We start from the raw sequence: 22,685 nt of genomic DNA, 5'->3' as shown, positions 1-22,685 counted from the left end.
CCTGCCAGTTGGGAGAAAGGGCAGGCCCTGCGACCGAGCGTCTTCGGGGGAAGTCGGCCCGGTGAGACCTGCATAGCGCCGCCTGACTTAACCGTCTCCAACAAAGGATAATTCGATGACCGAACCAACGTGGCTGACCGCCGCGCGGGCGAAACTTGGCGTGCGCGAGACGCCGGGACCCGCGAGCAATCCGACCATCATGGGCTGGGCGAAGACGCTGGGTGCCAAGGTGCTGGGGATGGTGTTCAATGCCGACAGCGTCCCGTGGTGCGGCCTGTTTGCCGCGAAGTGCGTCACCGAAGCCGGGCTGACGCCTCCCCCGATCGCGGTCCGTGCGAAGGCATGGGCGACCTGGGGCAAGCCGATCGCGGCCAACGCGCTGGCACCCGGCGCGGTGCTGGTGTTCGAGCGCGAGGGCGGCGGGCACGTCGGCTTCTATGTCGGCGAGGACGACACGGCGTATCGCGTGCTGGGCGGCAATCAGAGCGATGCGGTGACGATCACGCGCATCTCGAAAGAGCGGTGCGTCGCCCGGCGCTGGCCCGCTGGCCTGCCGGTCATCGGCAAGCCCGTCCGCCTGTCCGCCGCCGGGCAGCCGCTATCGGTCAACGAGGCGTGACCATGGCGAGGCTGGCCCGCCTATGGCCGTTCGTCGTGATCGCGGTGCTGGGCCTGTGGATCGCCCGCCTCGACTATCTCCGCGCCGATTACCGACTGACCCTGACCAACGAGCGCGCGGCGTGGTCGGACAGCCTCGCCGCCGCCGACCGGGCCCGCCTGAATGCGCAGGCCGGTTATTCGGACCGCCTGGCGAGCGCAGCGCAGGGATACGCCGCCGACCTCGCCAACCGGCAACCCATCATCCTCCGATCCAGAGACACGGTGACACGCTATGAACAGACCGATGCTGGCCGGGCTCTGTGCCTTGCTGCTGACCGCGTGCGGGGAGCGGCGGCCGATCGCGACGCCCTCTTTGCCGAACCTCCCCGATCGACCGAAGGCGGCGGCGGAGCCGTGCCTTCCGTTCCCGCTGACCACCCAGGCTGACGGCAGCATGTCGAGCGCCGACGCCGAGCGGGCCATCCGCAACGGCGACATCGCGCTGGCCGCCTGCGAGGCCAAGCGCCGCCTCTTGTGGGGCGGCTGGCCCACCCATTCCACGACCCCTCGAAAGGACTGATCTATGAGGATCCTCCTATGGGTGGGCGCTGTCGCGCTCGCCTGCCTGTCGGCAAACGCCGCCGGCCAGACGCAATTGCCCCCGGTAAAGGATTGGGCCGGACGCACGGTCCCCGGCGGCGCCAGCACGCTCGTCGACAGAACGGGTGCGGCCTATGATATCAGCAACCCTGTACCCATTACCGCTGTCCTGCCTCAGATCACGTCGACCAACCGGAGTGGCATCTTTGGTATGACGGCGACGCAGCTGATGCCGGCAAATCCTTCGCGCCGCTTCATCCAGGTGCAGGTGCAGAATTCGGCGACCTGTTACATCAGCGGCCTCGCGACTGCGACGGCCGATCAGAACAGCCTCTTGCTGCCCGGCGGAGGCCAACTGTACGAAAGCAGCACTCACGTCACCACGGGCGCGATTTCGATCATCTGCACCGCCGCCTCGACCCCCGTCTATGCGCGGGAGGGCTGACGCATGGCTTTCAAGTTCAGCATTGGAGGAAGTGGCGGGCCGGGTCTCTCGGCCAGCAAGTCCACCTATTACACCACCATCGCGCAAGGGGCGCTGATCGCCGCCCTGACCGATCCCTTTGGGGCCGGCTCGACCTACACCGTCGTAGGCAGCGCGCCCGCGCAGCTGGCCTTGGCATCGGACGGCCGGATTGTCGCCGGCATGGGTGCACAGGCCGTTGGGCAGGCGTACACGATCGTGGTTCGCGCGACCAAGGGTCAGCGGGCGGTCGAGGAACCATTGACCTTTACGGCCATCGCCGATCCACTCGAAACGCCGGTCACGGACGCGCAGCGCTACATGTTCTGGTCGACCCGGTCGCGCTTCCCCTCCGGCTCGCTGGTGACGGCAGCGTCGGCGACGAATTACGTGATGACGCGGATCGTGCTGGCGTCGACCGTTCACACCGTCACCAATCCCCGGTTCCATTTTTCGGGATTCGCCTCGACGGAGGGCGGTAACAGCCCGCAGGAAACCGTGCTGCCGGGCAACGCCACGGTGATTGATGGCGTGTGGATCAGCGTAAACGGGGCTGCCCCGGTGGCGCTGACGTTCGGGGGGCAGGCTGGCGTCTCGATCGCGAGCGGCAACATCGGCGCGTGGACGGATGAGCCGACGATCACCGTTCCGCGCGAGGCCAGCGTGGCAATCTACACCCTCTACCACACCGCCGCCGCGGAGAAGCAAATCCCGGTCTATCGCATCCAGACAGCGCGGGGTGAGCGCGTATGGGGTGCTACGGACGCCGCGACCCTTACGCCGATGCTGAGCGCGCCCGCGACCGCTTCGACCGCGTCGCTCGATACCGGTTTTGGGCAGAGCCAGCCTGCCTATTACGGGCCGGACATGACGGTCGCGCGGGGTTGGGATGGTCGTCCCGTCGTGCTGGGCGTTGTCGACAGCATCGGCGAGGCCCGGCAGGAATATGCTGCGGAGGCGGACACGCGCGGCAATCTCGGCTGGCTCCGGCGCTGGCTCGATAAGGACGATCCAAGCTATCGCCGCGTCCCCTTCATGATGATGGGTATGCCGGGGGCCGGATCGGCGCGCGAACTTGGCACCAATGCCACGCTTCGCTGGCAGGTGCTCGACCAGGCGGCGGCGTTCAATGCGAGTAGCGCGCTGCCGTTTACGGTCGCGGTCAACCAGTTGGGTCAGAACGACAGCAACTCGACCTATTCCACCATGCAAGGCAACTGGACCGGCTTCGTGGACCGGTTCAAGACGCGGTATCCCGGCATGAGGATGATTGCGACCGGCGTGCTGCCCCGCACCACCTCGACGAACTTCTGGACCACGCGCGAAGGGCAGACGGCGTCCCAGTACAATGAATGGGCATCCACGACCAACGGCTGGGGCAACGGCTTCAAATGGCAGTTGGAGGCGTTCAAGGAAGCGGGCGGCGGTGGTCGCCTGGCTGGCTATATCAGCACGAAGCCCTATTGGTACGACGCCGGGGCTCCGGGGACGTGGCCCATCGTCGCCGACACCTATACCTTAGCGGCACAGGCTGGCACGGACGGCACCACGCCCTACACGTCGTTTCAGACCACGACGCCGCCGAGAATCGCGGACATCCTCATCGGCGGCGGCGCGGCGCTATCCGTGCTGTCGGTCACGGGAACCGGCCCATACACCGTGACGACTTCGTCCAACACGGCGGTCGTTCCGTCGGGGACCGTGATGCGGCCCCAGGTCAGCCCCGAAGGGGTTCATCCTTTCCCTTCGGCAGTGCAAGCGATCGTCGCGGCCATTCCCCAGTCGCAAAAGGCGTTGCTCGCCCCATGATCGAGCCTTGTCCCCATTGTGGAGCGGATCGGCCGGATCGCGTGGAGCGGTTCGGCCTGGCCGTCCAGCGCGATCCTTACGCGGTCTATTGGCGGGGCGTTCGTCATCACCGGCCGCGCGGCGAGGTGGAGACGCTCTATCACCTCGTCCGCCGGGGCCGGGCCTCGCATCTGAGCTTGGCCATGCTGACTGTCAGCGAGGAGGCTGAGACGAACGTCGCCAAGGTCAGGATATGCCGATTGCGGCACTGGCTGCGCCGCCTGGGCGGCGAGATCGAGATCCGCAACGAACGGGGATGGGGCTACGTGCTGGAGCGAGCGCCACCGGCATAACCGCATTGACCAATGTTCCCTTTATGTTCCATCATGGCTGGTGTACCGATTCGCTGGAATACCAACATGATGCAGCACGATCCCCGGCTGCGCGCCGCTGCGCGCGCCATCTATGACGCATGCTATCCGTCCGATGAGTGGACACCCCTCTCCTTCATCGAGGCGGAGAAATATGCGACCGTCCAGTATCGGCAGGCGGTCGATGGCGCGCGTGCGGCGCGAGCGTGCTTCGCCTCGATGGGCGAGCAGCTCACGCTCCCTGTAGCGTGAACCGGGCTCAGAGGGCGCGGATCGTCTTTATGGGGCTGGTCGCGCTGGATGAAGCGGCTGAGCGCGCGGGCCGTCAAAGGGCCGGTCGAGACGTCACTGTCTGATCGCGTTATTCTCGCTACACTGTACGCGATCGCCGGGCGGGGCCGTTCGTCCTTCTATGGTTTCTGGCAGGCTTTACGGCGCCCGCGCGTGGAAGATCCTGGCAGAGGCACAGCGCATGACGGGATCGGCCGTAGCAACGATCTACACATGTATTTCAACGGAATGCTCAACGCGCTCGGTATCAAGAACACAATCGCCTTCAACTCGGCACTCGCCGAGGCCCGTACAGAACCTCTGCGGGGCTTCCGTAAACCAGAGCCATTCCCCGAGGACGAAGAGCGCGCCCGCTTCGCCGAGTTCCTGCGCGAGACGATGAACGAGCAGCGAGATGCCGATCGAGCGCGGCGCGTCGCGCGTGAATGTGGGCTCAGGGGCTGACCGGTTCGGAAATGCCACGTGTCGGGAAGATCGGCCCTCGCACCGTCATCCGCTCCGCTGGGTAGGGTTGCTGGAGCGCCACCACCTCGTCAGCTGGCGCGCGCAACCAGGTCGTCACGTCGTCGGGATGCAGGATCGTGATCATCGCCTTAGGGTGGATCGGCTCAACCAGGCTGTTCGGATCGCAAGTGACCATGGCGAACGAGCGTCCGTCCTTCGTCTCCTGCCAGAACCCGGCGACGGCGAAGACGGGCTGGTCCGTCACGCTGAACCACATCTCCCCTTTCAAAGGCGCCTTGCCGTCGTCTAGGTCGTGCCGGTCCGGCGTAAACTCACAGAATTCGGTGAGCGGGATGACGCACCGGTTCGCCGGATCGGCCGCCAGCTTGCGCCATTGCGGTAGCGCGAGGTTGCGAACGTTCGTCATGGGATAGGTCTTTCCGCCGAGCACGTCCCACGTCATCACGTCCCAGGCGCGCTCCCCGCCCGCCTCGCGGATCACATAGGACCGGGACCGGGGGCTGAGCTCCTGCGGGTAGAAGCGGTTATCGCGGGGACGCTCATCGAACAGCTTCGCCGCCGACTGGAACAGGGTGTCCGGTTCGCCCGCATACCGCGCTCGGTTGCACATCAGGTAACTCCCATCACGTAGCACACGGCGCCCCAAGCAAGCGCAATTGTGCCAGTGACGAGGAGAACCCCGAAGCCGAACACCTCGATCCATAGGGCCAAGTGATCCCACCGGCTGGGCGGCGGCTCATCATCGTTGTCCGGCACCATTGCCGGCGGGGTCGAGCGGCGGGGCATTCGGCGCATTCCTGGCGATTATCATCGCGCGATGGCGATCACCATTCGGGCCCGATTAGAATTTTACGAACACGTCCGATCCGGTCGAACGACCGGGCGGGGGTGCCGTGCGCCAACACGGCAACCGACGGACCTGGGATCCGTCACGCGCGGCTGGTCATGCCGCAACATCCGCCGCCCGGCCACGCGCCGGGCGGCTCCCAATGAGAGCAACAATCCCACTATGTCTCCAACAATCCCGGTTACCCCGGGCATCGACTTCACCCGGCATCATGGCGTGGCGGGGGAAACGTCTGGCTACCTCTTTCCAGTCGGCGGCGGCGACGCGATCGGGTTCGGTGATCGGGCATTCCACGTCACGATGCTTGATCGGCAGATCGCAAACGAGATCGTCATTGCCAATCACTACAGCGGGCGGATCTATCGCGGCTCGACCCTCCATCTCGGTGTCTGGATCGACGGCCGGCTGCTCGGCGTCCTGCAGTTCGGCTATGCGATGAACCCGGCCTCTGCCGGGAGCGTCGTGACCGGCACTGCCATGAGCGAGTATCTGGAGCTGAACCGCATGTGGCTCGATGACGAGGCCCCCCGGAACAGCGAAAGCCGGTCACTTGCGGCCGCGATCCGGCTGATCCGCCGTGTCCGGCCGACCGTGAAATGGATTCAGTCGTTTGCCGATGAACGGTGCGGGTTGTTCGGCACCGTCTACCAGGCCGCCGGCTTTACCTTCCATGGCGAGCATCGCGGCATCTTCTGGGAGTTGGACGGCGAGTTCTATCACAACACGCTGATGACGGCGGGAGGGCAACGAGCCAAAGCCCCGCGCGCTGCCCACCTATTGGCGAACAAGGATCGCGCGGTGCGTCACAACCTCCGCCAGTTTCGATACCTTCGCTTCCTGAAGCCGCGTTTTGCGAAGGGCTGCCGGTATCCCGCCCGCCCCTTCCCAAAGCCCGACTATGGCTGAGCAACGGTGTGACTAATCGGCCGGTGAAATATGTCACTCGATATGCCGATTAGCAGTTGCCTCTTTGTTCTCTTGAAGGCACGAGTTGGGTGCGGCCCGTCCAGCGGACGAGCGCGGTTCCCCCGCGTGCGAGGACGGTGCGACCCCGTCGGGCCGCTCCATTGCCGCAAAAGCGGGTACATTTTTCATCCATGGTATGATCCATGGACATTCCGTCCCACAGCGCTGGGAAGCGACGGAAATCCGCCACTCTTGGCGTTTAGTTTGACTGCCTCCGTCTCCGCCATTGTTGTGCTGAAATAATGCCCGCCGGCATCCCGCATTCGCGGCGCTTTTCCTAGAACCGATCGACATTCACGCGGAATGCTCGTCATTCCTCCCGGTAAGGGGAGAGGGACCATGCGCAGCATGGTGGAGGGGTGTCCTCCTATCAAGAGCGCGACACCCCTCCGTCAGGCCTTACGGCCTGCCACCTCCCCTTACAGGGGAGGAATGCGTGAATATCGATCCGCACCAGACATCGGTAAAGCCCGGCGAGCGCCGCTCGCTGGCCTTCACGCCCCCGTGGTCGTCGGCGCCGCGCATGGCACGTTATCGGCGGTCCAGTCGATTTCGTCGGGGGCGGGGACTTTTTCGCCCTTGCCGATCTCCGCTTTTTTTCCGGTCGGGGTGTAGGTGATATAGCCCTTGCTGTTGTCGAAGGCGGCGATGCGGGCATTGTCGCGTTCGGCGGTGGCGACGTCGATTTCCGTCTGTTCGGTGCGCGAGCCGCGGATCATGCGGATCGTGCCGTCGCGCATCTCCCAGGCGCGGTGATAATGGTGGCCGAACAGCCGCTGGTCGAAGCTGGCCGTCGCCGACCATTGCCGGGCCTCCGTCCCGCTGGGCAGGCGGATGGTGGTGGCGTGGCAATTATAGACGGGCTTGGCGTAGAAGGGGACGTCCTTGCGCGCATCGGCGCCCCGGCTGCGCCGCTCGGGTGGGCTGAAGCCGCCGCCGGGCAGTGCCAGCGACCTGGTCCCGCCGGTGCCATTTTCCCAATCGACGTTGCCGGTGCCCTTGATGGTCAGGATGCTCGCCTGGGCCTTCTGGTCGTAGCGCCATGTGACGCTGTCGATCGCCTGCCAGAATTCGCCGACCGCGTTCTGGCGCAGCGCGTCGAGCAGTTGCGCCGGGGTGATGGCGGAGAATTGCATCTGCTGCTGCAATCCCTCCACCCCGCGCGTGATGGTGGTGGAGGTCAGCGTGGCGGGCTTGTCGAACCCGGCGCGCGCGTCGATCTCGGTCAGCGTGATCTCGTCGGGCACCCTGGCCATCTGCCAGCCCAGCTTCTCCAGGCCATGGCCCTTGGCCGTCAGCGGCAGCACCCATTGTACCGGAAAGACCGGCCGCGCGGCGGGCGTCGCCACGGCGGGCAAGGTGCCGTCCAGCCAATAGCTCTGGCCGTCGATATGCGCGCGGACCAGCACATGGTCGAACAGGCCGGGATTGGGCAGATGCTGGTCGAAGCCGTCGTCGGCGCCGCTGGAATTGACGATCACCGCCTCCGCCTCGATTCCCATGTCGCGGAGCAGGGCGAGCAGCAGCGCCGTCTTGCCCTTGCAGTCGCCATAGCGGCGCTGCCACGTCTCGTCGGCGCCGGCCGGGGTCAGGTTGCCGCCGTTCAGCCCGACATAGATGTAGCGGACATCCTGCTGGACGAGCTTCAGCGCGGCGGCGGCGCGGTCGAGCGGCTTGGGGTTTGCGGCGGCGATGCGCGCGGCCTCGGCCTTGAGCGGGGACGCAGGGGGCAGGGTCGATGCCTTGACGTAGAGCGGCGCGAAATGGCGCGACACCGACTCCCAGTCGGCAAAGTCGCTATATTCCGCGATCCTTTGCCACTGGTAGCGCGGCGGCGCGTCCTTGGGCGGGGTCAGGGTCGGCGGATTGTCGAAGCGGAAGTCGAGGGCCGTGTCGCTCCACTGGGCCGCCGAGGCCAGGTCGGGCGTCATCTTGACGTTGGGCTTGTGCCCGGCGTCCCAGCTCAGGCCGACATGATAGCGGCCCGGCGCCGGGCTGGCCGCCAGCGCCAGCAGCCCGGAGGCCTTGTTGCCCATCACCGGATCCTTGGAAAAGCTGGTCCATTCGATTTCCAGCTCGTCGCCGACGCGCAGATCGGGGACACGCAGCACGGCGGTCAGCATGCCGTCGAGCTTGGCTTCCTCCAGCTTGTCCTCGCGGCGCAGGATCTCGAACGCGGCGGTCTTGAGCACGTCGATGGTCTGGCCGTCGCGGATGACGATGATGCCATGGACGATCGGCGGCCCGGCGGCAGGATCCCAGGCCAGCGAGATATTGCCGATCTGAAGCGCATTGGATTGCAGGATCTTGACGCGGTAGCCCAGATACTGGGCCTGCCCCTTGTCGTCGAGATGCGCCTCGACATCCTGGCGGCGGATGAAGACCGGGCCGCCGGCATCCGCGGGGATGGCCAGGGGTTCGGACCGGGTGGCCCAGGCGGGCAGGGGGCCGCGCCGGACCCGGTCGGCCTGTCCCTGCGCCGTTCCGACCGCCAGCATCGACACCAGCGCCATCGCCATCATCCGCACCGTCATCCCCCCAAAATCCCGTCATCAGCCCCGAGCCCCATAGTGACAGAAGCTTTGGCGGGTTCAAGCCGGGGCCGGTGCTTGCCCGGTCGTGGCGGAACGTGCATCGACGGACGCACTGCCGCAGAGCGACCGACCATGAGGAGTCCTGATGCCCGTCACCGACATCGCCACCCGCGTCTATAATCACGGCTGGCGGCTGGACCCGGTCGTGCGCAGCCTGCTCGACACCGATTTCTACAAGCTGCTGATGCTCCAGATGATCCGGCAGCTTCATCCGGAGGTGCAGGCGACCTTCTCGCTGATCAACCGCAGCCATTCGGTCCGGTTGGCCGAGGTGATCGACGAGCGCGAATTGCGCGAGCAACTGGACCACGCCCGCACGCTGCGTTTCACCAAGAAGGAGCTGATCTGGCTGGCGGGCAACAGCTTTTACGGCAAGCAGCGGATGTTCAAGCCCGAGTTCATCGACTGGCTGGCCCGCTTTCAATTGCCCGATTACGAGTTGCGCACGGTCGACGGCCAGTTCGAGCTGCATTTCGACGGACCCTGGGCGCAGACGACGATGTGGGAAATTCCCGCGCTCGCCATCGTCAACGAACTCCGCTCGCGCGCCGCGCTGAAGGGCAAGGGGCGGTTCGAGCTCGACATTCTCTATGCCCGCGCCAAGGCCAAGCTGTGGGACAAGGTCGAACGGTTGCGCGAATTGCCCGACCTCGTCCTCTCCGACTTCGGGACGCGGCGGCGGCACGGCTTCCTGTGGCAGCGCTGGTGTGTCGAGGCGCTGAAGGAAGGGCTGGGTGATCGTTTCATCGGCTCGTCCAACGTGCTGCTGGCGATGGACAACGACCTGGAGGCGATCGGCACCAACGCGCATGAACTGCCCATGGTGATGGCCGCGCTGGCCCCCGACGATGCCGGGGTGGCGGCGGCGCCTTACCGTGTGCTGGAGGAGTGGCAGGCGCTGTATGACGGCAATCTGCGCATCGCCCTGCCCGATGCGTTCGGGACCAGCGCCTTTCTGCGCAACGCCCCGGACTGGCTGGCGGACTGGACCGGCTTCCGCCCCGATTCGATGCCGCCGATCGAAGGGGGCGAGCAGATCATCGCCTGGTGGAAAGAGCATGGCCGCGACCCGAAGAGCAAGCTGCTGATCTTTTCCGACGGCATGGACGTGGACAGCATCGAGGCGACCTATCGCCATTTCCATGGCCGGGTGCGGATGAGCTTCGGCTGGGGCACCAACCTGACCAACGACTTCCGGGGATGCGACCCGGCGGGCGAGGCGGGGCTGGAACCGATCTCGCTGGTCGCCAAGGTCATCAGCGCGGACGGGCGACCGGCGGTCAAACTGTCCGACAACCCCGCCAAGGCGACTGGCCGGCCGGACGAGATCGAACGCTATCTGCGGATATTCGGGCAGGAAGGGCGGCAGGCGTCGGCGGTCACGGTGTGATACGATCCTCCCCTGCAAGGGAAGGTGAGGGAAGGGGGCTTCTTCACAGGACGTTCCTGCGACCGGATCAACCTTCAAGCGGAAGGTTCATCATTCCTCCCCTGCAAGGGGAGGGGGACCATGCGCAGCATGGTGGAGGGGTGTCACCCTCTCGATAGCGGGACACCCCTCCGTCAGGCCTTCGGCCTGCCACCTCCCCTTGCAGGGGAGGAATGGGTGAATGTCGATCGGCCCTGGCGGCGAGCCCCCTCCACCACCGTTTCGCGGCGGTCCCCTTCCCCGTGCCGGGGAGGATGGTATCGACTTTGGTCTATGATGGTGGTGCCCCGTGGCGGCGCATGATAACTTCATGAAATGGCGGGACGACATCGCCTGGCCGGATCAAGGGAGAAGACCATGCGCAACGCCGATCGTCGGACCATCATCGCGGGGTTGGGAGCGGGGCTCGCCTTGGCGGCGGGCAATGCCTGTGCCGCGCCGCGCGGGCGCAAGATCGGTTATGCGGTCGTCGGGTTGGGCAGCTATGCCGAACTGATCATGTCCAAGTTCGCGGAATGCGATCAGTCGCGGCTGGTCGCGCTGGTCAGCGGCACGCCCGAGAAGCTGAAGCGCTTCGGCGAGAAATACGGCATCCCCGAAAGCCATCGCTACAGCTATCAGACGTTCGACCGCATCCGCGACAATCCGGATATCGACGTCGTCTATGTGATCCTGCCCAATTCCCTGCACGCCGAATATACGGTGCGCGCGGCGCAGGCGGGCAAGCATGTGATGTGCGAAAAGCCGATGGCGGTGTCGGTCGCCGAGTGCCGCACGATGATCGAGGCGTGCCGCAAGGCGGGGCGCAAGCTGATGATCGGCTATCGCTCGCGGTTCGAGCCGCACAACCGGCTGGCGATCGATCTGGCGCAGAAGGGTTTCGTCGGGCCGACGCGGATCATCACCGCCGACCACGGCTTCAACGCGCGGCCCAACCAGTGGCGGCTCGACCGGGCGCTGTCGGGCGGCGGGTCGCTGATGGATATCGGCATCTACAGCCTCAACGCCGTCCGCTATCTGACCGGCGAGGAACCGGTCGAGGTCAGCGCGATCGAGGCGACCGACCGCAACGACCCGCGCTTCCGCACCGTCGAGGACCGGATCAGCTTCCTGTTGCGCTTCCCCTCGGGGATCGAGACAACCTGCGTGTCGAGCTACAGCTCCAACCACAATATGTACCGCGTGACCGGGACCGAGGGCTGGATCGAACTGGAGCCCGCCACATCTTACGAGGGGCAGAAGATGTGGATCCATCGCGACGGTCGTACCGAGGAGCGACAGGTCCCGGCGGGCAAGGGCCAGCATGCCGGGCAGCTCGACCACCTGGCCGAGTGCATCCTGAACGACACCAAGCCCCTGGTGGCGGGCGAGGAAGGGCTGGCGGACATGAAGGTGATCGAGGCGATCTACCGCTCCGCGCGCGAGGGGCGACGGATCGCCATCGCCTGATCCCGGTCATGCCTCCAGGGAGCGCCCCGATGAACCACCATGTCGTCGCCATCGTCCCCGCCGACGATCTGGATGCCAGCACCGCCTTTTACCGGCTGCTGGGGTTCGAGGTGGCGGCTGATTTCGGCAGCTATCGCATCCTGGAGGACGGGCAGGGCTGGCACCTGCATCTGAACCACATGCCGGGCTGGCCGCCACGGGTGGAGGACAACCCCTTCGGCCTCTATCTCTATGTCGAGGATGTCGATGCGGTCGCCGACCGGGTGCGCGATCGGATCATCGAGCGGGATGCCCCCCACGCCAAACCCTGGGGCACCTATGAATTCGCGGTGAGCGACCCCAGCGGGGTGCTGGTGCGGATCGGCCGCATCATCCGCTGACGCCGCCGGGAGGCCGTTCGGCGCGCGCCCACAGCGCGCTCGCAAACGTGCCTTCAGTGCAGCTTGGCGATCGACAGCCCGTCTTCCTTCGCGCGCGCCTTCACCGACTCCTCGCTGCGGGTCAGCGCCTTGGCGATCGCCTTCAGCGCCATGCCCTTCTTGGCAAGCGTATGGAGTTTCTGAATTTCGTCGGTCCGCCAGGGCTGGCGGTGTCTTTCAAAACGTTCGGCCATGTCGCTGATATAGGCCGATGCCGCCCCGCTTACCATGACCCATGGAGGCCCGAGCGGCGCATGATGACTCGCTTACAAATGCGTCATGCGGAGCGACTCCGCTTGCCTTCGTATCGCGGTGCAGCGAAGCAGGGCGTCACCGGGAGACTATATATCATGCGAGTATGTCCATGCGTCTTTATGCCCTGCTCTGCTGTGTCGCCTCGTCCGCAATAGCCCTTCCGGCGCTCGCCCAGACGCGTGGCGTCCCCACGCCCGATACCGACCAGACGCAGGCGAGCGGCGACACCAGCGATATCGTCGTCACCGCCAAGCGGCTCGACAATGCCCGCGCGCATATCCAGCCGAGCCTGGGCGCGTCGAATTACGAGATCACCAGCGACACCATCAAGGCGCTGCCCGGCGGCGAGAACCAGCAGTTCAACCAGATCCTGCTGCAAGCGCCCGGCGTGGTGCAGGACGGCTTCGGCCAGTTCCATGTCCGCGACGACCATAACGGCCTGCAATATCGCATCAACGGCACCATCCTGCCCGAGGGGCTGGCGGTGTTCGGCCAGACCCTGTCGCCGCGCCTGGTCGACAAGGTCAACATCCTGACCGGCGCGCTGCCCGCCCAATATGGCCTGCGCACCGCGGGCGTGATCGACATCACCACCAAGAGCGGGCTGTTCGACAATGGCGGCACCGCGTCCATCTATGGCGGCAGTCACGACACCATCCAGCCGAGCCTGACCTATGGCGGCTCGTCGGGCAGCACCAATTACTTCGTGTCGGGCGATTACCGGCATAGCGGGCTGGGGATCGAGAGCGTCGATGGCCGCTCCAACCCGGTGCATGACGATACCGACCAGTATCAGGCCTTCACCTATATCGACCATATCCTGGACGATCAGAACCGGGTGTCGTTCGTCGGCGGTTATTCCAACCAGTGGTTCCAGATCCCCAACCCGGTCGGGCAACAGCCGGGCGGTAACTGGACGGTCGGCGGGCAGAGCGCCTTTCCCAGCGAGACGCTGAACGAGACGCAGTTGGAGAAGACCGGCTTCGGCCAACTCGCCTTCCTCCACGATGCCGAGCCGCTGACCGTGCAGGCGTCGCTGTTCGCGCGCTATTCCTCGCTACGCTATCGCCCCGACGTGCTGGGCGAACTGCTCTACAACGGGCAGGCGCAACAGGCGTACAAACAGGACTTCGCGATCGGCGGACAGGTCGATGCGGTCTATCATGTCGGCGCCGCCCATACGCTGCGCGGCGGGTTGCTGGTGACGCGCGATCGGTCGACCAGCGATACCACGACCAGCGTCTTCCCGGTTGATGCGAACGGCAACCAGGCGGGCGAGCCGATCGCGATCGTCGACAATGGCGGCAAGACCGCGACCAGCTTCAGCGCCTATCTTCAGGACGAATGGAAGCTGCTGCCTCGGCTGACGCTCAACTATGGCGCGCGCTACGATCTCTATAACGGCTATCGGCGCGAGGGGCAGTTGTCGCCGCGCGTCAACCTCGTCTGGCAGCCGGACGATGTGTACACGCTGCACGCGGGCTATTCGCGCTATTTCGTGCCGCCGCCCTTCGAACTGGTCGCGAGCACCAGCATCGCCAAGTTCGTCGGCACCAGCGCCTATCCCGCCGATCCGCTCAACGACGTGCCCTTTGCCGAGCGGCAGGATTATTTCGACGCCGGTTTCCAGGCGAAGCTCAGCCGCTATTTCACCTATGGCATCGACGCCTATTACCGCATCTCGAAGAATTTGATCGACGAGGGACAGTTCGGCGCGCCGATCATCCTGACCCCGTTCAATTACCGGCAGGGGCGGATCGGCGGGATCGAGGCGAATATGAGCTATGCGCGCGGCGGCCTGCTCGCCTATGCCAATTTCGCGGCGGCCAAGGCCAAGGGGCGCAACATCGTCTCCAGCCAGTTCAGCTTCTCGCCCGACGACCTCGCCTATATCGCGGGGCGATACATCTATCTGGACCACGACCAGACATTCACCGGCTCGGCGGGTGTGTCCTATGCCTTTGCGCAAGGCACCAAGCTGGGTGGCAGCATGATCTATGGCTCGGGCCTGCGGCGGGACGACGACGTCAATTCCATCCCCAACGGCGCGAAGCTGTCGCCCTATGCGCAGTTCAACCTGACCGCGAGCCAGCATCTGGCGGGGCCGAACCTCGATATCCGTTTCGACGTGATCAACCTGCTCGACCACAAATACGAGATTCGCGACGGAACCGGCGTGGGTGTCGGCGCGCCGCAATTCGGGCCGCGTCGCGGCTTTTTCGTCGGCCTGTCCAAGGCGTTTTGATCGGGTAAGGTCCTCCCCTGTTGGGGGCGTAGCGAAAGTCGGCCTTTCACGCCCCCTCATGCTCCACCCCGGCGAAAGCCGAGGTCGGTTGGGACGGGATGGGAGTGGCCATTGCCACGGCTTGCGCCTCTCGCCTATCGGGCGGCCCATGACGGGGCCGGTGCGGCCCTCAGGGGAATGAGAGCCGATGGTGACGCTGGCAACGGGCACGACCTGGGCGATTGCGGGGCTGTCCACGGCGGGCGTCATCGCGCGGCCGATGCGCTGGCCCGAATGGATCTGGGCGATGGCGGGGGCGGTGGTGCTGATCGTCCTCGGCCTGATGCCCTGGCAAGAGGCCGGGCAGGCGGTCGGCAAGGGGCTCGACGTCTATCTCTTCCTGATCGGCATGATGTTGCTGAGCGAGACCGCGCGCGAGCATGGCGCGTTCGACTGGATCGCCGCCACCGCCGTCAACATGGCGGGGCGGTCGCGGGCCCGGCTGTTCGCGCTGGTCTATGCGACCGGCGTGATCGTCACGGCCTTCATGTCCAACGACGCGACCGCCGTGGTGCTGACCCCCGCCGTGTTCGTCGCGGCGAAAAAGGCCAAGGCCGATCCGCTGCCCCTGCTCTTCGCCTGTGCGCTGATCGCCAATGCGGCGAGCTTCGTGCTGCCCATTTCCAATCCGGCGAACCTGGTCCTGTACGGCGGGCTTATGCCGCCATTGGGCGCATGGATGAAGGCCTTTGCGCTACCCTCCATCGCGTCGATCGCGGTGACCTATGCCGTGCTGCGTTTCACCGAGCGTGAGCGGATCGCGGGGACGTGCGAGGCCGATGTGGTCCGCGACACGCTCACCACCGGCGGCAAGCTGGCGATCGCGGGGATCGTGCTGACCGCGTTGCTGCTCCTTGTCGTGTCGGCGCTCGACGCCGAGCTGGGCCTGCCGACCGCGCTGGCGGGAATCGCGACGGCGGTGATCGTGTCGCTGCTGGCGGGGCGTTCGCCGCTCGGGCTCGCGCGGCATGTGTCCTGGGGGGTGCTACCGCTGGTCGCGGGGCTGTTCGTACTGGTCGAGGCGCTGGACCGCACCGGGGTGATCGCCTGGGTGGCGCGGGGGCTGCGGGAGATGTTGACCGATCCGACCCGCGCGGCGGCGGTGTCGGGGACATTGCTCGCCTTTGTCAGCAACGCGATGAACAATCTGCCCGCCGGGCTGATCGCCAGCAGCGCGATTGCGCAGGCGCAGCCGCCGCAGATCGTCACCGGTGCCCTGTTGATCGGGGTGGACCTGGGCCCCAACCTGTCGGTGACGGGATCGCTGGCGACGATATTGTGGCTCCAGGCGATCCGGCGCGAGGGGGAGGATGTGAGTTTCCTCGCTTTCCTGAAGGTGGGGGCGGTGGCGATGCCGCTGGCGTTGCTGGCGGCGCTGGGGATGCGGTTGGCGATCGGGTGAAGCCCCACCGCCGTTCGCACTGAGCGAAGTCGAAGTGCACGCGGGACGCTTTCCCCTTGGCCTTCGACTTCGCTCAGGCTGAACGGCGGTGGGGCTTACAGCGCCGCCAGATCGACCGCCCCGTCCTTGTCCAGCCACTGCCCCGCTTCCGGCATCGGATATTTCAGCCCGGTGGCGCAGTTGAACAGCACCACCCGCTCCTCCTCATCGACCAGATTGTCGCGCACGGCCTGGTTATACGCCGCCAGCGTCGCCCCGCCCTCGGGGCACAGCAGCAACCCGTCGCGCCGGGCGCAATCGTCCACCGCCTTCAGGATGGCGGGATCGCCCACCGCCAGCGCCGCACCCCCCGACTCCCGCACCGCGCGCAGGATCAGGAAGTCGCCTACCGCCTTGGGCACCCGAATCCCCGCCGCCACGGTCGCGGCATCCTCCCAGCGTTCGGCATGCTCCTCGCCCGCCTCATAGGCGCGGACGATGGGGGCACAGCCGCTCGCCTGCACCGCATACATGCGGGGGCGCTTGGAGCCGATCCAGCCGAGCCGCTCCATCTCGTCGAATGCCTTCCACATGCCGATCAGGCCGGTGCCGCCGCCGGTGGGGTAGAAGATCGCATCGGGCAGTTCCCAGCCCAGTTGCGCGGCCAGTTCCAGCCCCATCGTCTTCTTGCCCTCGATCCGATAGGGCTCCTTCAGCGTCGAGAAGTCGAACCAGCGGCCCTCCGCCGCGCCGCGCCCGACAATGGCGCCGCATTCGTCGATCTGGCCATTGACCCGCCAGACGCGCGCACCCTGCGCGGCGATCTCGCGGACGTTCACTTCCGGAGTCTCCTCCGGGCAGAGGATGACCGTCTCGATCCCGCAGCGCGCGGCATAGGCGGCCAGCGCCGCGCCCGCATTGCCGTTGGTCGGCATCGCGATGCGGGTGACGCCCAGTTCGCGCGCCATCGCCACTGCCATGACCAGCCCACGCGCCTTGAACGAGCCCGTGGGCAGCCGCCCCTCGTCCTTGACCAGCACCGATGCGCCGCCGGAGCGCGGAATCGGGATCAGCGGCGTCTCGATCTCGCCCAGCGACACGATGCTCTTCGTGTGCCGCACGGGCAGCAGTTCGCGCCAGCGCCACAGGTCCGTCTGACGCGCGGCGATGGTCTCGCGTGACACCGCCTGGCCCAGCGCCTCCAGGTCGTAGCGGACCAGCAGCGGCCGCCCCGCGCGCGACAGGCCGTGGAGTTGGTCCGCCTCGTACCGCTCGCCGGTCAGCGAGCATTCCAGATGGGTGACGAAGGTCGGGCGGTCTTCGGTCAGGTTGCGATTCATGGACCCAGCCTATCGGCCGAAACCGCCCGACGCCAGACGCTTAGCCCGGTGTCGCTGCCGACCCGGCAAGCAGCCCGCCGTCGATGGTGAATTCCGACCCCGTCACATAGGTCGCCTCGTCGGAGGCCAGCATGACCGCGATGGCCGCGACCTCGTCCGGCTCGCCGAAGCGCTTGAGCGGCGTGTCGGCGACCAGCGCGGCCATCTTCGCCACGCGGTCGGGGCCGTCGCCCAGCATGGGTTCCCAGATCGGGGTCAGGATCGCCGCCGGGTGGATGGAGTTGCAGCGGATCTTCCACCCCCGTTGCGCGGCATAGAGCGCGACCGTCTTGCTATGGTTGCGGATCGCCGCCTTGGACGAGGCATAGGCCGCCGCCCCCGGAATGCCGACCAGCCCCGAGCGCGACGAGATGTTGATGATCGAGCCCGTGCCCGCCGCCTTCATCGCGCCGATGGCATAGCGACAGCCGAGGAAGGTGCCGTCGAGGTTGACCCGGTGCACCGCGCGCCAATCCGCCAAGCTGGCATGTTCGGGATCATGGGGGACGAAGCCGTCTTCAAAGCCGGTGATCCCGGCATTGTTCACGACCACATCGGCGACCGGCACGGCTTTCGCCAGCCGCGCCCAGTCGGCTTCCTCGGCGACGTCGAGCAGCTCGAAACGACAGCCCAGTGCTTCGGCGGCGGCCTGTCCGGCTGGTCGATCACGGTCGGTCAGGATGACGGTCGCGCCTTCCTGATGAAAGCGCCGGGCGATGGCATGGCCGATCCCGCGCGCGGCGCCGGTGACGACGCACGTCTTGTTTGGCAAACGTGGCATGAATTCTCTCGAAATGAAGGGCAGGGGGCGGATCTTGCCGCCTTGTTGAAACCTGTGCCGCCTTAGCGGTGCCGCTGGATCATCTCGAAAACTCCCGATTCTGGGCTGGGGGCTTTTACCATGGGTCGGCCCTTCGATCACCCCTTTTGTTCGCGCGGAGGCGCGGAGACGCGGAGGTGTCTGGACGTGCCGCGCCGTCTCTTATCCTCTCGATCGGAAGACAAAGCCGGTCTGTGGTGAATGGAGGCAGCCTGCGGCTGGGCGGGACACCTCCGCGTCTCCGCGCCTCCGCGCGAAACTTACCTCGCCGCCATCCCCGCCATCTGCCGGTCATGCACCCGCGACAGGGTCAGCACCGCCGTCACCGCCCCGATCAGGCACATCAGCATGTCCCATTGCGTGTCCCACGGATCGCCCTGCGTCCCCAGAAACTCGTCCGCCCCCTGGCCCAGTGCCATGGCGGCCCCGAATTCGATCAACTCATAGGTCGCGCTGACCGCCAGGCAGCAGGCGAGGACCAGGGCCGTCAGCAAGCCTCCCCGGACCAGCCCCCCGCGCCGGATCAGCGCTTCGCGAAACACGATGGCGGGTACGAAGCCTTGCGCGAAATGGCCCAGTCGGTCGTAGGGGTTGCGCGCCAGATGCAGCCAGTCCTGTACCCAATATCCGGCGGGCACCCGCGCATAGCTATATGCTCCGCCCAGCATCAGGATCAGCCCGTGCGCCCCGATCAGCAACAGCGCCAGCCCGGTCAGCGGAAAGCGCCGCCGCGCCGCCCATAACAATGGCAGCAGGATCAGCACCGGCGCGACCTCCATCCACCAGGTCGCCCGGTCGAAGGGGCGCAGGCCCGATACGACCAGTCCGGCCATCCAGATCGCGCTCAACAGCGCCAGTCGTCTCGTCCCCCGGTCCATACCGCCAGGATAACGACGGCCCGCCCCCTCGCAAGCCGATTGCCGCCGCCGCGCCGGAATGCGAAGGACGGCGCGCAGCACAGGAAGGCCCGCCATGATCATACGCAGCGACGAGTTTCAGGATGTCGAGGTGCCCGGATCGGGCACGATGCGCATGCACCTGTTCCGCCCCGCGATCGAGGGCCGCTTTCCGGGCATCCTGCTGTTTTCCGAAATCTATCAGGTGACCGCGCCGATCCGGCGGCTGGCGGCGATGCTGGCGGGGCAGGGCTATGTCGTCGCGGTGCCCGAGGTCTATCATGAATATGAGCCGGCGGGCACGGTGCTGGCTTATGACAAGCCGGGGACGGACCGGGGCAACGACCTGAAATTCACCAAGCCGGTGGCGGCCTATGATGCGGATGCGGCGGCGGGACTGGGTGCGCTGGCGGCGCATCCGGCGTGCAACGGGCGGCTGGGGACGTTCGGCGTGTGCCTGGGCGGGCATCTCGCCTATCGCGCCGCGCTCGACCCGCGCGTATCGGCGGCGGCGTGCTTCTACGCCACCGACATCCATTCGGGCACGCTGGGCGAGGGGCGCAGCGACGACAGCCTGGCACGGATGGACGAGTTGAAGGCGGAGGCGATGTTCGTCTGGGGACGACAGGACCCGCATGTCCCCTATGCCGGGCGCGAGACGATCCGCGCGCGGCTGGAAGAGGTCGGCGCCTCCTATGAATGGCATGAAGTGGCGGGCCAGCACGCATTCCTGCGCGACGAGGGGCCGCGATACGATCCCGCGCTTTTCCTTCAGGCGATGAACTGGACATTGGCCTTGTACGCCCGCGCGCTGCGATAGGGTCGGGCCTTCGGCGGCCCGCCGGATTCTTGACGCAAGCTAAGATGTTTGCCGAAGTTTAACGAATCCTGGCCATAGTGGGCAGGAAAGAAAATCGCCCGGCCATGCCTTTTCCCCCCTTACCGCGCCGCCGTTCAGGCCACCGGTCGTCGATCCTTGCCGATCGACGGGGGGCGGCGATCATCGAATTCGCACTGGTCGCGACCCCGTTCATCGCGCTGTTGCTGGCGATCCTCCAGACCAGCCTGGCCTATCTGGCGCAGGAAACGCTGGAAAGCGCGGTCGAGGTGGCGGCGCGCGGCGTCGTCACCGGCCAGACCCAGGCCAGCGATATCCAGGGCAGCGGCGCGGGCATGACCAAGGCGCAGCTTGCCGAGCGTTTCCGCAAGAACGGATGCGCCGCGCTGCCCTCGTTCATGTCGTGCTCGCGGCTATATGTCGATGTGAAGAGCGCGACGACCGGTGCCGGGTTGGGCGGCCATGCCATGACCCTGACCTTCGATGCCAAGGGAAAGCCGACCAACAGCTTTTCCTATGATCTGGGCGCGCAAGGGTCGCTGGTGATGATCCGCTTCATCTATCTCTGGCCGATGCAGATCGCCCCGACCGCCGACCTGAAGGCGCGCGGGACCGGGCAGACGGTGCTGATGGCGACATCGGTCTCCAAGTCGGAGGCCTATACGTGATCCGCCGGGGGTCGCGATGCGTTGCCGCGCTGGGTGACAGGGACGGGGTCGCGATGGTCGAATTCGCGCTGACCCTGCCGGTGATGCTGATCCTCTATCTGGGCGGGGTTCAGCTTCAGGACGGTATCGCCTGCAACCGCAAGGTGACAATCGCCACCCGTGCGGCGGGCGACCTGATTTCGCAGAACACCACCGGCACGATCTCGGCGAGCGAAGTGGACGACGATCTGCAACTCGCGACCCAGGTGCTGCTGCCCTATGCCGCCAGCGCGGCGACGATCCGCGTCACGGAGATCGCCATCGCGAACGGCCAGGCGACGGTGAAGTGGAGCAGGGGGCTCAACACCACCCGCTACAATCCCGGCAGCCGGATCACCGTGCCCAGCGAAATGCTCGCTTATTCGTCGTCCTATCTGCTCTTCGCCGAAGTCACCTATGCCTATACCCCGCCGAGTTCCTTCGGGGCGATCGGGCCGCTGACGCTGAAGGATTCGCTCTACATGATCCCGCGCAACACCGACGAGATCGACTGCACGGACTGTCGGTGACGATGACGCTCGTGCATCCCCGCGCGCTCCGGACGCTGCTGCGCCAGCGGGGCGGCAACGTCCTGATGATGTTTGCGCTGACCTTGCCGATCCTGACATGCTCGATCGGCATGGGCGTCGACTATGCCCGGGCGATGAAGGCGCAGACCAAGCTGAACGCCATCGCCGATGCCGCCGCGCTTCTGGCGGTCAGCAAGAGCGCGATGCGGGTGGATGACGCATATGCCGCCGATATCGCTCGCGCCTTCTTCAACCTGCAAGCGGCGGGGCTGATCAAGTCGGGCGGCATCACCCTGTCCAACGTGACGATCCAGGCACCGACCGACGCCAATGGCCGCCGGACCGCGACGGTCAGTTACAGGGGTGTGTCGAACAACGTCTTCGCCCGCATCCTGGGCATCGATACCCTGACCGTTTCGGGCAGATCGGCGACGACCAACGCCGTCGCGCCCGATATCGATTTCTACATGCTGCTGGACGTATCCGGCTCGATGGCGCTGCCGACGACGAGCGCCGGTCTGGCCAAGGTCGCGGCGAGCAACGGAAAGGGCTGCAAGTTCGCCTGTCATTCGACCAATGATCTGACGGGTATCGATGCCAATGGGAAGACGACCGACCTGTATGGCGTCGCCAAATCCTATGGATTGTCGCTGCGCATCGACGACGAAGGAACGGCTGTTTCCAAGCTGACGACGAATGCGACCAACACGTCCAGCAAGAATGGCGCGAACTATCGCATCACGATCGCATCCTTCCGGGGGCGCGGCGGATATTCGATCCTGCAACCCAAGACCGGGAATATGAAACTGGCCGCGAGCAAGACGGCCAATCTCACCCCATCGCTTTTCTATAGCAACCTCTGCCCGACACAGGCCTGCAAATCGACCGAAGTCGGTTTCAACGATCAGGATACGGGCAGCAGCGATGCGATGGATCAGATGAATGCGACCATCGATGATCCGGGCAACGGCATCGGAAAGGCGGCGCCCCAGGCCGTGCTGTTTATCATCACCGATGGCATGCGTGACGAACAGCGATCCGGGGGCGTGCCCGAGGTGGCTTTCGATACCGCCAAATGCGACATGATCAAGAACCGCAACGTGCGGATCGCGATCCTCTATACCGAGTATCTGCCGGAATCGATGGACGGCGATAAGTGGTCGCAGGACAATGTGAAGCCGCGTCTGTACAAGATCGAACCCGCCCTCAAGGCCTGCGCCTCGTCCGGCCTCTACACCAAGGTCACGACCGACCAGGATATTTACGGCGCGCTCGACAGGCTGTTCCAGAACGCCGTGGCGACCGCGCGCATCACCGGATAGCGCGCGGCGGGC

24 protein-coding genes are annotated in these 22,685 nt (G+C 65.9%); 18 read left to right on the top strand and 6 right to left on the bottom strand.

Annotated features, from left to right (window positions below):
- Window positions 1-115 precede the first annotated feature (115 nt).
- From OXQ33_RS05920 to OXQ33_RS05885, 8 genes are all read left to right on the top strand, one after another.
- Complete coding sequence (locus OXQ33_RS05920) at window positions 116-619, top strand: TIGR02594 family protein (RefSeq protein ID WP_267433769.1); 504 nt, start codon at window positions 116-118, stop codon at window positions 617-619.
- 2 nt (window positions 620-621) lie between these two features.
- Entirely contained in the window at window positions 622-1,047 is a 426-nt protein-coding gene (locus tag OXQ33_RS05915) for a hypothetical protein (RefSeq protein WP_267433768.1), read from the top strand.
- A 7-nt stretch (window positions 1,048-1,054) separates the two neighbouring features.
- Window positions 1,055-1,180 carry a hypothetical protein gene (locus OXQ33_RS05910; protein ID WP_267433767.1) on the top strand — a complete coding sequence of 42 codons (126 nt, stop codon included), beginning with the start codon at window positions 1,055-1,057 and terminating at the stop codon, window positions 1,178-1,180.
- A 3-nt stretch (window positions 1,181-1,183) separates the two neighbouring features.
- On the top strand, window positions 1,184-1,645 hold the full coding sequence (locus OXQ33_RS05905) for a hypothetical protein (protein ID WP_267433766.1): 462 nt from the start codon (window positions 1,184-1,186) through the stop codon (window positions 1,643-1,645).
- Window positions 1,646-1,648: 3 nt separating this feature from the next.
- Entirely contained in the window at window positions 1,649-3,472 is a 1,824-nt protein-coding gene (locus OXQ33_RS05900) for an SGNH/GDSL hydrolase family protein (protein ID WP_267433765.1), read from the top strand.
- Window positions 3,469-3,804, top strand: coding sequence for a hypothetical protein (locus tag OXQ33_RS05895; protein WP_267433764.1), 336 nt, complete (start codon window positions 3,469-3,471; stop codon window positions 3,802-3,804). The genes OXQ33_RS05900 and OXQ33_RS05895 overlap by 4 nt, the downstream gene beginning before the upstream one ends.
- Window positions 3,805-3,873: 69 nt before the next feature.
- Window positions 3,874-4,074 (top strand): hypothetical protein, encoded by a 201-nt coding sequence (locus OXQ33_RS05890; protein WP_267433841.1) that lies wholly within the window; start codon window positions 3,874-3,876, stop codon window positions 4,072-4,074.
- Window positions 4,075-4,122: 48 nt separating this feature from the next.
- Window positions 4,123-4,557, top strand: a complete 435-nt coding sequence (locus OXQ33_RS05885) for a hypothetical protein (RefSeq protein ID WP_267433763.1) — start codon at window positions 4,123-4,125, stop codon at window positions 4,555-4,557.
- On the opposite strand, the gene OXQ33_RS05880 is transcribed toward OXQ33_RS05885, so the two are convergent.
- Entirely contained in the window at window positions 4,547-5,188 is a 642-nt protein-coding gene (locus OXQ33_RS05880) for an SOS response-associated peptidase family protein (RefSeq protein WP_267433762.1), read from the bottom strand. The two genes, OXQ33_RS05885 and OXQ33_RS05880, sit on opposite strands and share 11 nt — an antisense overlap.
- A gap of 135 nt (window positions 5,189-5,323) precedes the next feature.
- Here OXQ33_RS05880 and OXQ33_RS05875 point away from each other — a divergent pair, with 135 nt between their 5' ends.
- A complete protein-coding gene (locus tag OXQ33_RS05875; protein ID WP_267433761.1) occupies window positions 5,324-6,331 on the top strand; it encodes a hypothetical protein in 1,008 nt (335 codons plus the stop codon).
- A gap of 554 nt (window positions 6,332-6,885) precedes the next feature.
- On the opposite strand, the gene OXQ33_RS05870 is transcribed toward OXQ33_RS05875, so the two are convergent.
- A complete protein-coding gene (locus tag OXQ33_RS05870; protein WP_267433760.1) occupies window positions 6,886-8,925 on the bottom strand; it encodes a DUF3857 domain-containing transglutaminase family protein in 2,040 nt (679 codons plus the stop codon).
- 145 nt (window positions 8,926-9,070) lie between these two features.
- Here OXQ33_RS05870 and pncB point away from each other — a divergent pair, with 145 nt between their 5' ends.
- The 3 genes from pncB to OXQ33_RS05855 all read left to right on the top strand — a co-directional run bounded on the left by pncB (window position 9,071) and on the right by OXQ33_RS05855 (window position 12,243).
- Entirely contained in the window at window positions 9,071-10,375 is a 1,305-nt protein-coding gene (pncB, locus tag OXQ33_RS05865) for a nicotinate phosphoribosyltransferase (protein ID WP_267433759.1), read from the top strand.
- Between the two features lie 396 nt (window positions 10,376-10,771).
- Complete coding sequence (locus tag OXQ33_RS05860) at window positions 10,772-11,863, top strand: Gfo/Idh/MocA family oxidoreductase (RefSeq protein ID WP_267433758.1); 1,092 nt, start codon at window positions 10,772-10,774, stop codon at window positions 11,861-11,863.
- Window positions 11,864-11,892: 29 nt separating this feature from the next.
- Window positions 11,893-12,243: a VOC family protein gene (locus OXQ33_RS05855; RefSeq protein WP_267433757.1), complete on the top strand. Its 351-nt coding sequence runs from the start codon at window positions 11,893-11,895 to the stop codon at window positions 12,241-12,243.
- Between the two features lie 53 nt (window positions 12,244-12,296).
- Here OXQ33_RS05855 and OXQ33_RS05850 read toward each other — a convergent pair whose 3' ends face one another.
- A complete protein-coding gene (locus tag OXQ33_RS05850) occupies window positions 12,297-12,476 on the bottom strand; it encodes a hypothetical protein (protein WP_267433756.1) in 180 nt (59 codons plus the stop codon).
- Between the two features lie 170 nt (window positions 12,477-12,646).
- Between OXQ33_RS05850 and OXQ33_RS05845 the strand changes: the two genes are divergently transcribed.
- Window positions 12,647-14,782, top strand: coding sequence for a TonB-dependent receptor (locus OXQ33_RS05845; RefSeq protein WP_267433755.1), 2,136 nt, complete (start codon window positions 12,647-12,649; stop codon window positions 14,780-14,782).
- 190 nt (window positions 14,783-14,972) lie between these two features.
- On the top strand, window positions 14,973-16,223 hold the full coding sequence (locus OXQ33_RS05840) for an arsenic transporter (RefSeq protein WP_267433840.1): 1,251 nt from the start codon (window positions 14,973-14,975) through the stop codon (window positions 16,221-16,223).
- A 95-nt stretch (window positions 16,224-16,318) separates the two neighbouring features.
- On the opposite strand, the gene OXQ33_RS05835 is transcribed toward OXQ33_RS05840, so the two are convergent.
- The 3 genes from OXQ33_RS05835 to OXQ33_RS05825 all read right to left on the bottom strand — a co-directional run bounded on the left by OXQ33_RS05835 (window position 16,319) and on the right by OXQ33_RS05825 (window position 19,375).
- Complete coding sequence (locus OXQ33_RS05835) at window positions 16,319-17,542, bottom strand: threonine synthase (protein WP_267433754.1); 1,224 nt, start codon at window positions 17,540-17,542, stop codon at window positions 16,319-16,321.
- Window positions 17,543-17,582: 40 nt separating this feature from the next.
- Entirely contained in the window at window positions 17,583-18,362 is a 780-nt protein-coding gene (locus OXQ33_RS05830) for an SDR family oxidoreductase (protein WP_267433753.1), read from the bottom strand.
- 299 nt (window positions 18,363-18,661) lie between these two features.
- Window positions 18,662-19,375: a DUF2238 domain-containing protein gene (locus OXQ33_RS05825; protein WP_267433752.1), complete on the bottom strand. Its 714-nt coding sequence runs from the start codon at window positions 19,373-19,375 to the stop codon at window positions 18,662-18,664.
- Between OXQ33_RS05825 and OXQ33_RS05820 the strand changes: the two genes are divergently transcribed.
- The 4 genes from OXQ33_RS05820 (at window position 19,374) to OXQ33_RS05805 (ending at window position 22,673) form a co-directional block, all read left to right on the top strand.
- On the top strand, window positions 19,374-20,117 hold the full coding sequence (locus OXQ33_RS05820; protein ID WP_267433751.1) for a dienelactone hydrolase family protein: 744 nt from the start codon (window positions 19,374-19,376) through the stop codon (window positions 20,115-20,117). The genes OXQ33_RS05825 and OXQ33_RS05820 overlap by 2 nt on opposite strands.
- Before the next feature lie 104 nt (window positions 20,118-20,221).
- Window positions 20,222-20,803 (top strand): TadE/TadG family type IV pilus assembly protein, encoded by a 582-nt coding sequence (locus OXQ33_RS05815; protein WP_267433750.1) that lies wholly within the window; start codon window positions 20,222-20,224, stop codon window positions 20,801-20,803.
- Entirely contained in the window at window positions 20,800-21,351 is a 552-nt protein-coding gene (locus OXQ33_RS05810) for a TadE/TadG family type IV pilus assembly protein (RefSeq protein WP_267433749.1), read from the top strand. The genes OXQ33_RS05815 and OXQ33_RS05810 overlap by 4 nt, the downstream gene beginning before the upstream one ends.
- A gap of 2 nt (window positions 21,352-21,353) precedes the next feature.
- Window positions 21,354-22,673 (top strand): pilus assembly protein TadG-related protein, encoded by a 1,320-nt coding sequence (locus tag OXQ33_RS05805; protein WP_267433839.1) that lies wholly within the window; start codon window positions 21,354-21,356, stop codon window positions 22,671-22,673.
- Window positions 22,674-22,685: the final 12 nt, after the last annotated feature.

Origin of the sequence: Sphingomonas sp. GM_Shp_1 (assembly GCF_026540895.1) — a bacterium.
Taxonomy (GTDB): domain Bacteria; phylum Pseudomonadota; class Alphaproteobacteria; order Sphingomonadales; family Sphingomonadaceae; genus Sphingomonas.
This window is presented reverse-complemented; position numbering and strand designations above follow the sequence as displayed.